The organism is Xanthomonas rydalmerensis, assembly GCF_033170385.1.
Taxonomy (GTDB): Bacteria; Pseudomonadota; Gammaproteobacteria; order Xanthomonadales; family Xanthomonadaceae; genus Xanthomonas_A; species Xanthomonas_A rydalmerensis.
Genome location: NZ_CP126170.1, coordinates 3,173,865 through 3,187,720, shown reverse-complemented (window position 1 = coordinate 3,187,720; position 13,856 = coordinate 3,173,865). Strand labels below are relative to the sequence as shown.

At 67.9% G+C, this 13,856-nt stretch carries 9 protein-coding genes and 2 pseudogenes; 2 read left to right on the top strand and 9 right to left on the bottom strand.

All coding sequences use genetic code 11. The annotated features are described in order from the left end of the window. Nucleotides 1-354 precede the first annotated feature (354 nt). Complete coding sequence (locus QN245_RS13365) at nucleotides 355-1,326, top strand: IS110 family RNA-guided transposase (protein ID WP_317843406.1); 972 nt, start codon at nucleotides 355-357, stop codon at nucleotides 1,324-1,326. 43 nt (nucleotides 1,327-1,369) lie between these two features. Here the strand turns inward: QN245_RS13365 and QN245_RS13360 are convergent, their stop codons facing one another. Together QN245_RS13360 and QN245_RS13355 are read right to left on the bottom strand one after the other, a co-directional pair. Further along, the gene (locus QN245_RS13360; protein ID WP_317843405.1) at nucleotides 1,370-3,355 is read right to left on the bottom strand and encodes a glycoside hydrolase family 127 protein; all 1,986 of its coding nucleotides are present in this window, start codon (nucleotides 3,353-3,355) and stop codon (nucleotides 1,370-1,372) included. Nucleotides 3,356-3,384: 29 nt separating this feature from the next. Continuing rightward, nucleotides 3,385-4,788 carry an MFS transporter gene (locus QN245_RS13355; RefSeq protein ID WP_317843404.1) on the bottom strand — a complete coding sequence of 468 codons (1,404 nt, stop codon included), beginning with the start codon at nucleotides 4,786-4,788 and terminating at the stop codon, nucleotides 3,385-3,387. Between the two features lie 188 nt (nucleotides 4,789-4,976). Between QN245_RS13355 and QN245_RS13350 the strand changes: the two genes are divergently transcribed. Further along, nucleotides 4,977-5,795 carry a helix-turn-helix transcriptional regulator gene (locus tag QN245_RS13350; protein WP_317843403.1) on the top strand — a complete coding sequence of 273 codons (819 nt, stop codon included), beginning with the start codon at nucleotides 4,977-4,979 and terminating at the stop codon, nucleotides 5,793-5,795. A 268-nt stretch (nucleotides 5,796-6,063) separates the two neighbouring features. Here the strand turns inward: QN245_RS13350 and QN245_RS13345 are convergent, their stop codons facing one another. The 7 genes and pseudogenes from QN245_RS13345 to QN245_RS13320 form a co-directional block, all read right to left on the bottom strand. Further along, nucleotides 6,064-7,143, bottom strand: coding sequence for a protein-glutamate methylesterase/protein-glutamine glutaminase (locus QN245_RS13345; RefSeq protein ID WP_160970117.1), 1,080 nt, complete (start codon nucleotides 7,141-7,143; stop codon nucleotides 6,064-6,066). Nucleotides 7,144-7,171: 28 nt separating this feature from the next. After that, complete coding sequence (locus QN245_RS13340; protein WP_160970115.1) at nucleotides 7,172-7,978, bottom strand: CheR family methyltransferase; 807 nt, start codon at nucleotides 7,976-7,978, stop codon at nucleotides 7,172-7,174. A gap of 11 nt (nucleotides 7,979-7,989) precedes the next feature. Beyond that, nucleotides 7,990-9,264, bottom strand: a complete 1,275-nt coding sequence (locus QN245_RS13335; RefSeq protein ID WP_167087576.1) for an EAL domain-containing response regulator — start codon at nucleotides 9,262-9,264, stop codon at nucleotides 7,990-7,992. 49 nt (nucleotides 9,265-9,313) lie between these two features. Then, on the bottom strand, nucleotides 9,314-9,847 hold the full coding sequence (locus QN245_RS13330; RefSeq protein ID WP_184448668.1) for a chemotaxis protein CheW: 534 nt from the start codon (nucleotides 9,845-9,847) through the stop codon (nucleotides 9,314-9,316). Between the two features lie 9 nt (nucleotides 9,848-9,856). Next, nucleotides 9,857-10,858, bottom strand: a pseudogene (locus tag QN245_RS21520) (methyl-accepting chemotaxis protein); the annotation flags it as partial. 435 nt (nucleotides 10,859-11,293) lie between these two features. Next, nucleotides 11,294-11,773 (bottom strand): annotated as a pseudogene (locus QN245_RS21515) (MCP four helix bundle domain-containing protein); the annotation flags it as partial. 49 nt (nucleotides 11,774-11,822) lie between these two features. Then, nucleotides 11,823-13,814 carry a methyl-accepting chemotaxis protein gene (locus QN245_RS13320; RefSeq protein WP_317843401.1) on the bottom strand — a complete coding sequence of 664 codons (1,992 nt, stop codon included), beginning with the start codon at nucleotides 13,812-13,814 and terminating at the stop codon, nucleotides 11,823-11,825. Nucleotides 13,815-13,856 lie beyond the last annotated feature (42 nt).

Genomic DNA, 13,856 nt, shown 5'->3' with positions numbered 1-13,856 from the left:
CGGTGACCTGCTTCCGCCACGATTGAACTAGATGCAGCTTGCCCGGTAGGAGCGGCTTCAGCCGCGGCGGGCGTTACCGGGAAACGCCCCGTCGCGGCTGAAGCCGCTCCTTGTATCTGGACCTGGCGCCCTTAAACAGGCGTCATGTCTTCCGACTGATCATCGGAGGAGGTGTGGGAAGTCCAGTCGCTCCTGAAGCTTCGAGCTTGCATCGTAGATCGGCTCCCCTCTCCACATGCTGGCCCTTGGGTGTCCGAACGGTATCCAGAGTCCGCCCCCGGCGTGAACTCGCATCGACAAGGCAGGACCGGGCACAGCGCCGATCATGACCCTGACACGATGGAGGAATCGCGTATGTCTCCCGTCATCGGCATCGACGTCGCCAAGCGCAGTTTCGATGTGGCCAGCGAGCTGACCAATGGCAAGCACCGTACCAAGGCCAAGTTGTCCAACGATGCCAAGGGCTTCCAGGCCCTGCAGGCATGGCTGCAGACCCATGCGCAGCCCGATAGCTGGATCGCCATGGAGGCCACTGGCACCTACCACCAGGCACTGGCCGAGTTCCTCCACGCACGAGGCTATCGGGTGTGCGTGCTCAACCCGGCGCAGACGGCCGCGTATGCACGCAGCCAGCTCAGCCGGGTCAAGACCGATCGCAGCGATGCCAAGCTGATCGCCAGCTATGCCCTGCGTCACCGCGAGCAGTTACGCCGTTGGCACCCTGATCCGCCGGCGCTCAAGCAACTCAAGGCACTGGTGCGCCGGCGCCAGGACTTGCAACAGATGCTGCAGATGGAGCGCAACCGGCTGGACGTCGCTCCGGCCCAGGTGAAGGACTCGATCCAGGTCCATCTGGCCGATCTGCAACATCACATCGCCCAGATCGAGCAGGCCATCGATGACCATATCGACCAGGATCCGACCTTGCGGGGGCAGCGCGAGTTACTGGTGAGCATCCAGGGCATCGCCGACACCAGTGCGGCCTTGATGCTGGCTGAGCTTGGCGATGTGAGGCGCTTTGCCGATGCCTCGGCGGTGACCGCCTTCGCCGGCCTGAATCCGTGCCTGCAGGAGTCGGGCGACCGCAAAGGCCATGTCTGCATCTCGCGCACCGGCTCGCCCCGCCTGCGCGCTGGCCTGTTCATGCCGGCCCTGGTGGCCATGACCCACAATCCGGTCATCCGGGCGCTGAAACAGCGGCTAAGCGAACGCGGCAAAGCCGGCAAGCAGATCGTGTGCGCCGCCATGCGCAAGCTCCTGCACCTCGCCTATGGCGTCCTCAAATCGGGCACCGCGTTCGACCCGAAAAGGGGCCTTGCCTGCTAGGGGGTAAGACGGTATCTACAGGATAGGTCCCGCAGCGTTGCCTTCAACCGTCGCCGACGTCCACCCACACCCGCATCTCGCCCTCGCCGCGATTGGCCCAGGCGAAGTAGGGCACGAAGGTCAGGGTCTGCGGCTGCCGCGTCGGTGGCGGCGCATCGTAGCGGTACAGCGGCGCGGCTGCGGCGTCGACGTCGCCGTGCAGGCGTTCGCCACTGGCTTGCAGCAGCACCTGGCCGGCCAGTGCGCCGGTGCCCGGCACCGTCTGCAGCGTGGCGCTGGACGGCAGGCGCAACTGATGCAGGTCGGCGCCGTTGTCGGCCTGCTCCAGGCAGTACACCAGCGGCCCGCGTTGCACCGCGACCTTGCCGGCCAGGTGCCGCACGCGCGGGTGCCCGCTGACCCGCATCGGCGGCATCGGCAGGCGCAGTTGCAAGGTGTCGCCGGATTGCCAGCGCCGGCGCAGCACGCAGTAGCCATGCTGGCGATGCACGTCGATCGCCACCGGTTCGCCGTTGAGCTGCAGGTGCGGCGCCTGGCACCAGTCGGGCAGGCGCAGGGCCAGCGCCGCGTCCACCGGTGCGCTGCAGTCCACGTCGAAGGCGATCGTGTCCTGCCACGGGTACTCGCCGCGCTGACGCAGGGTCAGGGTCTGCCCACCGACCTCGAACAGCGCATCGCTGCCGACGTAGAGGTTCACGTACAGCGTGTCGTCGCGGCGGGTGTACAGGTAGTGGCCGAGCGAGGTCAGCACGCGGGCGATGTTGGGCGGGCAGCAGGCGCAGCCGAACCAGCGCTGGCGCACCGGCTTGACGTGGTCGAAGGTGTGGTTGCCGTGCACCGTGGGCGGGTGCACTTCCAGCGGATTGACGTAGAAGAAGTGGCGTCCGTCCAGCGCCATGCCACCCAGCACCGTGTTGTACAGCGCCCGCTCCATCACGTCGGCGTAGCGGCCGTCCGGCGCCAGCTGCAGCATGCGGTTGGCGAACATCATCAGCCCGATCGAGGCGCAGCTCTCGTTGTAGGCGGTGTCGTTGGGCAGGTCGTAGTCGACGCTGAAGGCTTCGCCGTAGCTCTGCGCGCCGATCGCGCCGGTCAGGTACATCTGCCGCTGCGTGGCGTTGTCCCACAGCCGCTCGCAGGCCGCGCGCAGGGTTGCGTCGCCGCTGTGCCGGGCCAGGTGCGCCACGCCCGCGTACAGGTACACGAAGCGCACCGCATGGCCGACCGCGGTGTCCTGCAGCGCCACCGGCAGGTGCGCCTGGCTGTAGGCCTTGTCCTGGATCATCCAGGCCGGGCCGTGCCCGCCCCAGAAGAAGGTCTGGCCGCGCTTGGCGTATTCTTCATCGTAGTAGTGCGGCGTGGTGCCGCGCTGTTCGACGAAATAGCGCGCCAGCGCCAGGTAGCGGGCTTCGCTTGTCGCTTCGTACAGGCGCATCAGCGCCAGTTCGATCTCCGGATGCCCGGGATAGCCGTGCAGCTGCGTCGGGCCGGGTCCGAACGTGGCGTCGATGTGATCGGCGAGCCGGCACACGATGTCGAGCAGGGCGCGCTTGCCGGTGGCCTGGTAGTAGGCCACACCGGCCTCGATCATGTGCCCGGCGCAGTACAGCTCGTGGCACTCGGCCAGATTGCTCCAGCGTTCCTGCGGCGCCTTCACGGTGAAGTAGGTATTGAGGTAGCCGTCGGCCTGCTGCGCGGCACCGATCAGTTCGATGGTGGCGTCGGCATCGCGCTCCAGCGCCGGGTCGGGATGCTGCGCCAGCAGGTAGGCCACCGCTTCCAGCCATTTGGCCACGTCGCTGTCCTGGAACACCATGCCGTAGAACGCGCCGTCGCTGCGGCCGGCGGCGATGCGGAAGTTCTCGATGGCATGGCTGGGTTCGGCATCGGCGACGTTGTCGTTGAGCGCGTCCCATTGGTAGGGCAGCACCACCTCTTGCACCAGGCGCTGATAGCGCTGCCAGAACGGGTCGGCGATGCGCAGGTGGGCGAGCGGCAGTTCCGGGGACGGCACGGGCGAATGCGGCATGGAGCGGAGATCCTGAAGAGTGGGGAAGGTCAGTGCACCGGGCGCGCGGCCAGATCGGCGGCGATGTTTGCCAGCAGCGGCCGGCGCAGCCGGCAGCGCAGGATCACCGCGGCCAGCAACAGGTGCAGGCCGGCGGGGATCAGGGTTTCCAGCAGGGTGATGGCCTGCAGCGAGGCCGGGCTCTGCTGTGCCGCGCCGGCGCGGTAGCCGGCGTAGACGAACAGCGCGCTGATCACCACCGCGCTCGAGGCCCAGGCCAGCTTGATGCAGAACAGGTTGAACGCGAAGTTGATGCCGGACGAGCGCACCCGGTTCTTCCAGGCGCCGTAGTCGTCGGCGAAGGCCATCAGCGAGAAATGCAGCGGCAGCGCGAAGCCCAGCACCAGACAGTGCACGAAGATCACTCCCAGCCACAGCGTCTGCTGCGCCGGCCCGGTGGGCAGCCACCATTGCGCGACGCCGAACGCGGCCAGCGCCAGGTTGGTGTGCAGGTACAGCGCCAACGGGTCGAAGCGACGGCACAGCGCGTTGACCACGATCGCGCCGAGCACCGTGGCCAGCGCCACCATCGCGAAGAACAGCGAGGCGTAGCCGCTGCTGCCGCCGAGCACGTAGGTGATGAAGTACAGATAGGCGCCGCCGCGGATGTTGTACACGTTGATCAGCAGGAACGACATCAGCAGCACCAGCCGCAGCTGGTCGTTGCGCAGCAGGCCGCGCAGGTGCGCGCCGATGCCGGCACCGCCGAGCAGGCTGACCGGCACGCGCTCGCGCACGGCGAAGAAGCAGCCCAGGAACATCGCCACCGCCAGCGCCGCCAGCAGGCCGACGCCGAGCTGGTAGCCGCGCGCGGCGTCGCCGTTGCCCAGCTCGCGCACCAGCCACGGCAATCCCACCGACACCAGGAAGCCGGCGATGCCGCACAGCACGAAGCGCCACGATTGCGCCGAGACCACGTCGCGGTGGTCGCCGGTCATGCTGTTGATCAGCGCGCAGTAGGGCACGTTGATCGCGGTGTAGCACAGCGACAGCAGGAAGTAGCTGGCGAAGGCGTAGGCGATCTTGGCGCCGGCGCTCAGTTGCGGCGCGCTGAAGGTCAGCACGCAGGCGACGCCGATCGGTACCGCGATCCACAGTTGCCAGGCGCGGAAGCGGCCCCAGCGGCTGCGGGTGCGGTCGGCGATCAGGCCCATCACCGGATCGGACACCGCGTCGGCCACGCGCAGCACGGTGAACAGGGTGCCGACCAGCGCCGGGGTCAGGCCGAACACGTCGGTGTAGAAGAAGGTGAGGAAGTTGGCGATCAGGCAGGTGACGACGGTGCCCCCCGCATCGCCGAGGCCGTAGCCGAACTTCTCCAGGCGCGACAGGCGCGGTGCGGTCGTGGCCGGTGCGGCGTCTGCGGCAGCGGGGCCGATGGCGGTCGCGGTCAACGGGGCGGCTCCTGGCGCGCCCGGTCCGGCGCCAGCGCAAAGTGGCATGGCGGCGCAACCGCGACAAGAGTCTATGCGGTATAAAATCGGTACGATTCCGACCATGGCCGCCGGGCTGCCAATGAGCAGTGTCAGCCATTTAATTGCTGCAGTGCAGCGTCGCGCAGGCGAGGGGAGACGTTTCCGACATGCTCGAGTTCGCCGTCGCCTATCCGATCCGGGTCCAGAACGGAGGCCTGTTCATTTCTCGTGGCGTGGGCGCGCATCCGGCGCGGGTGATCCAGTCCTATGAGTTGATCTTCGTCGAGCGCGGCATCCTTTCGATTCGCGAGCAGGACAACGACTTCCATGTCGGCCCCGGCGAGACGCTGCTGCTGTGGCCGGGCCGCGCGCATGCCGGCCTGGACCAGTTCCCGGACGACCTGCGCTTCTACTGGGTGCATTTCGAACTGGAACCGAGCCTGCCGCAAGCGGACAACGCGGTGGCGCTGTCGATGCCGCAGCGCACCGCGATCCGCGATCCGGAGCGCTTCGTCGGGCTGTTTCGCTGGTTCCTGGCCGAGCAGGAGGAGCGGCGCACGCTGCCGATGCTGGAGCCGATCGTGCTGTCGATGCTGCAATGCGTGGCCGGCGCCTGGCCGGATCCGCACGCGTCCGAGCGCGCCGGGGTGGCGCTGGCGTACCGCGCCAGGCAGCTGATCGGCACGCAGTTCCACACCGCGCTCACCGCCTCGTCGCTGGCCGCGCAACTGCACTGCAATCCGGATTACCTGGGCCGCATCTACCGGCGCAGCTTCGGCACCACGCTGACCGAGGCGATCCACCGCCAACGCATCGCCTTCGCCGAGAAGCTGTTGCTGGTCAACACCTGCGCGGTGGACGACGTGGCGCAGCGCGCCGGCTTCAGCGACAGCGGTTACTTCCGCCGCGTGTTCCGCCAACGCCTGGGCATGACGCCCAGCGCGTATCGGCGGCTGTATTGCAAGGAGCACATCAATTCGGGTTGAGGTTCTTGCGGGTGCGGTGTGCGTTCCGCATGTCGCGCACCGCTTTGCAGGTGCGCGCGCGTCGGTTGGCTGCCGTGGCGATGCGCAGCCTGCCTGCGTCGTAGGAGCGGCTTCAGCCGCGACGGGCTTTCCATGGGAAGGCTCCGTCGCGGCTGAAGCCGCTCCTACAGTAGACGAGGCTTTTGGTTGCTAGCTCAGGGCTCTCATGGGAACGCGCCGTCGCGGCTGAAGCCGCTCCTACGGTAGGGCGGTGCGGCGGCTGGCCGCGCTAGCTCAGCTGCTGGCCGATCTCGCGCGCCATCGCGTTCAGCGGCAGGATCTTCTCCGCGCCGCCGCGCTTGATCGCTTCCTTGGGCATGCCGAATACCACGCTGCTCTGTTCGTCCTGGGCCACGGTGCGTGCGCCGGCCTGGCGCATCTCCAGCAGGCCGACCGCGCCGTCGTCGCCCATGCCGGTCATGATGATGCCCAGTGCGTTGCCGCCGGCGGCGCGCGCGGCGGAGCGGAACAGCACGTCCACCGACGGCCGGTGCCGGTTCACCGGCGGCCCGTCCAGCACTTCGACGAAGTACTGCGCGCCGCTGCGACGCAGCAGCATGTGCTTGCCGCCCGGCGCGATCAGCGCGCGTCCCGGCACCACGCGGTCGTTGTTGGCCGCTTCCTTCACCGAGATCTGGCACAGCGTGTCCAGGCGCGCGGCGAAGGCGGCGGTGAACTTCTCCGGCATGTGCTGGACGATGACGATGCCGGGGCTGACCCGCGGCAGCGCGGTCAGCACTTCCTCCAGCGCCTGGGTGCCACCGGTGGAGGTGCCGATCGCCACCACCCGTTCGGTGGTCTGCGACAGCGCGCGGCCGCCCTGCGCCGGCAGGATGACATCGGCGGTGTGCTTGATCTCTGGCTCCGCCGGCGGCTGTGCCTGACGCACCGCAAGGCGCTTGACGTTGGCGCGCGCGGCGCTCTTCACCGTGGCGATCATCTCCTCGGCCGAGTCGGTGAGGAACTGCTTGAGGCCGAGCTTGGGCTTGGTCACCACCGCCACCGCACCGGCCCCCAGCGCGTCCATGGTCACCCGCGCGCCCTTCTCGGTGAGCGTGGAGCAGATCACCACCGGGGTGGGCCGCTCGCTCATGATCTTGCGCAGGAAGGTGATGCCGTCCATCTTCGGCATCTCCACGTCCAGCACGATCACGTCCGGCCACTGATGGCGCATCTTGTCCATCGCCAGCAGCGGGTCGGCCGCGGAGGCGATGACCTCGATGCCGGGCGCGTCGTTGAGCACGGCGACCAGCACCTGGCGGACCACCGCCGAATCGTCGATCACCATGGCCTTGATCGTGGTGGTCATGCGCGGTTCCCTCCTGGGACGTCGTGGTTCATGGTTTGCGGTACACCGACGGCGCGATCTGCACCACGTCGCTGTTGACGTCGTTGAGGCTCTCGGAGTGGCCGATGCAGAAGATGCCGCCGCGCTTGAGCGCACCGAGCACCCGCGTCACCACCTCGCGCTTGGTCTGGCCGTTGAAGTAGATCATCACGTTGCGCAGGAATACCACGTCGAACTGGCCCAGGTTGGGGAGTGAGGCATTGAGGTTGGCGTGCAGGAAGCGCACGCGGTCGCGGATCTTGCGGTCGATCAGCAGGCTGCCTTCGTATTCGCCGCGGCCCTTCAGGCAGTAGCGCTTGAGCATGGCCGGCGGCATGTGCTCGATGCGCAGCAGCGGGTAGTGGCCGGTGCGCGCCTTGTCCAGCACGCGGGTGCTGATGTCGGTGCCGACCACCTCGTAGGGGCGGCCCTGCAGGGTGTCGTCCAGCACCATGGCCATGCTGTAGGCCTCCTCGCCGGTGGAGCTGGCCGCGCTCCAGCAACGGAACGGCATGCTGCCGGTGTGCGCGGCGGCGACGCTGCGCAGCAGATCGAAGTGCTTGGGCTCGCGGAAGAAATAGGTTTCGTTGGTGGTCAGCAGGTCGATCGCGGTCTGCACCTCGCCGCTGCCCTCGCGGCTTTCCAGCAGCTTGAGGTACTGGGTGTAGGTCTGCAGCGAATGCGCCTTCAGGCGCTTGCCCAGGCGTCCGCACAGCATGGCCTTCTTGGCCGGCGAGATGGTGATGCCGGCGGCGTCGAAGATGAAACGCTGGAACCGGCCGAATTCCTGCTCGGTGATGGTGTCGTGGCTGGTCATGGTCTTGCCGGTCAGTGGGTGGAGGCGGAAGCGGGGGCGTTGGTGTTGCCGATGGGGCCGGGTTCCTGCAGCAGGCGCTGGTGCTCCAGCAGCCAGGCATGCAGCGCGCCGCCCCCCAGCGGGCGCGCCAGCAGATAGCCCTGGCCGAAGTCGCAGCCCAGCTCCTGCAGCAGGTTCCAGTCCTCCACCGTTTCGATGCCCTCGGCGACGGTATGCAGCCCCAGCCGTTGGGCCATGCCCAGCGCCGATTCGAGGACCGTGCGCAGGTTGCGGCTGCGGTGCGCGTCGTGGACGAAGATGCGGTCGATCTTCAATTCGGTGAAGGGAATGCGGGTGAGTTGCTGCAGCGAGGAGAAGCCGGTGCCGTAGTCGTCCAGCGACAGACCGAAGCCTTGCAGCCGCAGCCGCGCCAGCATGCCCAGCGCGCTGCCGCAGACCAGCGAGCTTTCGGTGATTTCCAGCACAAGGTCGGAGGGTGCCAGGCTGTGCTTGCGCAACAGCCCGAGCAGTTCGTCGAGCAGGTTCGGGTCCTGCAGCATGCTCGGCGACAGGTTCAGCGCCAGCGTCAGTTGAAAGCCGTCCTGTTTCCAGGCGGCCAGCCGCGCCATCGCCTGATCGGCGACGCAGGCGGTGAGGTCATGGATCAGGCCCTCGCGTTCGGCCACGGCGATGAAGCGATCCGGCGGGATCGGCCCGATACTGGGATGGCGCCAGCGCGCCAGCGCTTCCACTCCGCCGACGCGGCCGCTGCGCATGTCCACTTTGGGCTGGTAGGCCACCTCGATCTCGCCGCGCTGCAGCGCCTCGCGCAGCATCTCCGCCATGGTCGCCTCGCCGGGCGCCTCGGCCTCGTGCCGCGGTGCTGCCGGTGCCAGTGGCGCGTGCGCGCGCACCGCCGCGGCCAACTGCTCGGCGCGCAACGGCTTTTCCAGCCCCGCCAGCACCTGCAGCCCGTTGCTGCGGCCGACCTGCAGCACCGAATCGATCAACGCCGCGCCGCGCTGCGAGGCGACCACGATCGGCACGCGCATGCCGCAGCGGGACAGCGCCTCGAGCAATTGCACGCCGTCCATGCCGGGCATTTCCAGGTCCACGATCAACAGGCCCAGCGGCGTTCCCTGGGTGATCCGCGCCAGCGCGGCATGGCCGTCTGCCGCGCCTTCCACCGTGGCCGCCCCCATCCGCATGCACAGCGCCAGCGCGTGTTCGCGCTGGACCTGGCTGTCGTCGACCACCAGGACCGTGCCGAAGTGGTGCAGGGCGGCGATGTCGGCGGCCGTAGGCATGCGGAGTCCGGGGAGGGGGAAGGGCAGGGCGCTGTACGGCGAAGGCCGATCAGGCGGCGATGCCTTCTTCCAGGTGGGCGTCGAGGGTGGCCATGCTGGCGAACTCCTGGGGCGCCAGCACTGCGTCGGCGGCGAGCAGGATCACGAAGCGCTCGCCGACCTTGCCCATGCCGTGGATGAAATCGCGGCGGATGCCGGTGCCGAACGCCGGCGGCGGCGCGATGTCGGCGGTGGCGATCTCCAGCACCTCGCTGACCGCGTCCACCAGCAGGCCGAGCACCTGGCGCTCTTCGCCGGCGGCCACCTCGATGATGACGATGCAGGTGCGCTTGCTGATCTCGCTGGGCGCGCGGCCGAAGCGTTGCTGCAGGTCCACCACCGGCACCACCGCGCCGCGCAGGTTGATCACCCCGCGCAGTGCGGGCGGCATCATCGGCACGTCGGTCGGCGTGCGGTACTCGATGATCTCCTTGATGCCGAGGATGCCGACGCCGAACATTTCCTTGCCGAGCAGGAAGGTCAGGAACTGGTCCGTCGCCAGGTCGCTGGCGTCGGAGGAGGAGAGCGAAGCGGAAGCGTTCATGGCCATGTCTCAGAAGGTTTCGAAGTGGGCTTCGTCGAGCGAGTCGGCCAGGACCAGCTGGCCGTTGGCGACGCGGGCGATCGGCTTGGCACCGGTGTGCGCGCTGCGGCCGCGGCCGGCGCCAGGACGGCGCGCCGCGGTCCTGACCGGCGGAGTGCCGTGCACCTTGAAGAAGCTCATCAGCTGCTGCAGTTGCTCGGCCTGCGCGCTCATTTCCTCGGCCGTGGCGGCCAATTCCTCGGAGTTGGACGCGGCCTGCTGCGTGGTCTGGTTGAGCTGGCCGACCGCGGCATTGATCTGGCCGACGCCGGAGGTCTGTTCCTCGGAGGCGGCGGTGATCTCCTGCACCAAGTCGGAGGTACGCTTGATCGACGGCACCATCTCGTCCAGCAGCTTGCCGGCGTTCTCGGCCAGTTCCACGCTGGAGCTGGCGACGTCGCCGATCTCCTGCGCCGCGATCTGGCTGCGTTCGGCCAGCTTGCGCACTTCCGCGGCCACCACGGCGAAGCCCTTGCCATGCTCGCCGGCGCGGGCGGCTTCGATCGCCGCGTTCAGCGCCAGCAGGTTGGTCTGGTAGGCGATGTCGTCGATGATGCCGATCTTCTGTGCGATCTGCTTCATCGCCTGCACGGTCGCGCGCACCGATTCGCCGCCGTCCAGCGCCTGGCTGGAGGCCTTGCTGGCCATGCCGTCGGTGATCTTGGCGTTTTCGGTGTTCTGCGAGATCGACGCGGTCATCTGCTCCAGCGAGGCGCTGGTCTCTTCCACGCCGGCGGCCTGTTCGCTGGCCGCCTGGCTCAGCGACTGCGCGGTGGCGCTGACCTCTTCCGACGCGCTGGCCAGCGATTCGGCATTGCCGTTGACCTCGCTAACCACCTGCGACAGGCGCGCGATGGTGTCGTTGATGTAGTTCTTCATTTCGGCGTAGGCACCGTCGTAGTGCTTGTCGATGCTCTGGGTCAGGTCGCCGTCGGCCAGGCCGCCCATCACCCGCACCACGTCCTGGATGCTGCCGCCGGTGGTGGCCGCCAGCTCGTTCAGGCCCTGGCCCATCTCACGCTGGAACCCGGCCAGGCCGTCCAGCGCGATGCGCTCGGAGAAGTCGCCGCGGTTGGCCGCCGCGACCACGCGGCGCTGGCCGTCGATCACCAGCTTCAGGCGGTCGACCATGGTGCGCATCGCATACAGCGCGCTGCCGGTGTCGTTGGCGCGCACTGCCACCTCCAGGTTGAGGTCACCCTGCGCCACCTTGTTGGCGATCTCGGCCACGTAGGCCGGCTCGCCGCCCAGCAGGCGGGTGAGCAGGCGCACGATGACCACCGCGACCACCGCGCCCAGCAGCAACGCCACCACGATAGTGGCGATGATCAGCGAGCGGGCCGACGCGTACAGTTCGTCGCCGCGGTCGCTGGCATCCTGGCCGCCCTTGACGTTCAGGTCCACCAGCTTGTCGATCGCCTCGGCGGTGCTGCGGAAGATCTGCCGCTGCTCACCGTTCAGCACCGTCATCGCTTCCTGGGACTTGCCCTGCGCGCTGAGCGCCAGCACCTGCTTGTGCAGTTCGCTGTAGCGGTCGAAGTTCTTGGCGAAATCCGTGTACAGCGCCTGCTCTTCGGGCGAGGAGATCAGCGGGATGTAGGTCTTCCTGTTGCTCTCGAACGCCTCGAGGGTCTTGATCATGCGCGTGTCGTAGTCCTGCATCTCGGCCGGGCTGGTGGCGACGACCCGCTGCAGCTCAAGCAGGCGCAGCTTGTTGAAGTTCGCGCTCATCTCCTCGACGTTGCGCACGCTGGGCATCCAGTTGGTGGCCAGCTCGGTGGAAGAGCTATTGATCCGGGCCATCTGCAGCGTGGCGAAAATGCCGGTCCCCAGCAACAGCAGCAACACCAGGCCGAAGCCGATGCCGATGCGCGTGCCGATTTTCATGTGCGTGAACATCGTGTTCCCCTGGATGTGATGTTGTGGAAGTTGGAGATCAGAACGTGTCGAAGTGGGCTTCGTCCGGCGCCGGCACCAGCGCCAGGCCGACGTCACCGAACCCACGCTTGCGCGCCGGCGCCCGGCGCGACGGATTGCCGGAAACGGCGGTCGGGCGCCGCGGCGCCACGACCTCCTTGGTGCGGAAGAAACTCATCAACTGCTGCAACTGCTCGGCCTGGCCGCTCATTTCCTCGGCGGTGGCCGCCAGTTCCTCGGAGTTGGCCGCGGCCTGCTGGGTGGTCTGGTTGAGCTGGCCGACCGCGGCGTTGATCTGGCCGACGCCGGAGGTCTGTTCCTCGGAGGCGGCGGTGATCTCCTGCACCAGGTCGGAGGTGCGGCGGATCGAGGGCACCATCTGGTCCAGCAACTTGCCGGCATTCTCGGCCAGCTCCACGCTGGACTCGGCGACCTGGCCGATCTCCTGCGCCGCCACCTGGCTGCGTTCGGCCAGCTTGCGCACTTCCGCGGCGACCACGGCGAAACCCTTGCCGTGCTCGCCGGCACGCGCGGCCTCGATCGCCGCGTTCAGCGCCAGCAGGTTGGTCTGGTAGGCGATGTCGTCGATGATGCCGATCTTCTGCGCGATCTGCTTCATCGCGGTCACGGTCGAGCGCACCGCGTCGCCGCCTTCGTTGGCTTCGCGGGCGGCCTTGGCGGCCATGCTGTCGGTGACCTTGGCGTTCTCGGTGTTCTGCGCGATGGAGGCGGTCATCTGCTCCAGCGAGGCGCTGGTCTCTTCCACGCCAGCGGCCTGCTCGCTGGCCGCCTGGCTCAGCGACTGCGCGGTGGCGCTCACCTGCTCGGAGGCGCTGGCCAGGGCGTCGGCGTTGATGTTGACCTCGCTGACCACCTGCGCCAGGCGCGCGACGGTGGCATTGACGCTGTCGCACAGTTCCTTCAACTGGCCCTGGCCCTGCACGTCCGCCACGCGGGTCAGGTCGCCGGCTTCGATCGCCTTGAGCACGGCGCCGGCCTCGTTCAGCGGACCGATCACGGTGTCCAGGGTCAGGTTGACGCCGTCGACGATGCGACGGAAGTCGCCTTGGTGCAGGCTACCATCGGCACGCACGTCCAGGCGTCCGGCCGCGGCCGCGTCGACGAGCAGGCTGGTGTCGCGGATCAGCGCGCGCAGGTTGGCACGCACCTGTTCGACGGTGTCGCTGATGAACACCTTCTTGCCCGGGAAGGTTTCCAGCGGCGCGTCGAAATTGCCGCGACCGAATTCGGCGATGCAGGTCATCGCCTTCTTCTTGGTGGCGATGTGGTCGCCGACCATGCGGTTGATGCCGTCGGCCATGCTGCGGAAGTCGCCTTCGAAGCGGTGGCTCTCGATCACCACGTCGATGTCGCCGGCATCGTGCTGCGCGGACATGTGCTTCATCTGCGCGATCAGCCCCTGCATGTTGCGACGCACCTGCTCGACGATCTCGTTGATGAAGATCTTCTTGCCCGGGAACGTCTCCAGCGGCGCATCGAAGTTGCCGCGGCCGAACTCGGCCACGCAGCCCAGCGCCTTCTTCTTGGTAGCGATGTGGTCGCCGACCATGCGGTTGATGCCCTCGGCGATGATCCTGAACTCGCCGTCGAAGCGGTGGCTCTCGATCACCACGTCGATGTCGCCGGCGTCGTGCTCGCGCGACATGCGCACGATCTCGTCGTTGATCTGGCGCACGCCGGTCTGCACCTGGCGCAGCGCCAGCAAGATCTCGCAGGCCTGATCGTTGCGTACGGTCGGCATCACCACCTCGAAATTGCCGTTGGCAAAACGCGCCAGGGTAGTGGTGGCGATGCGCAGCGAGCGGGTAATGGCATGGACGATATAGGCCAGCACCGCAGCGGCGAGCACCGTGGCGCCGATGCTCAGCGCCAGGGTCTGGCCGGCGGGCAGGCCGAGGGCGAACCCGCACGCGGCGGCGGCCAAGGGCAGCGCGACGGCGATGGCCGAACCGGTCCACAGCTTGGAGGACAGCGAAAGGGAGTTGGACATGCCGAAGTACCTTGTGCGGAGTAGAGATGCATCGGCCTGCCG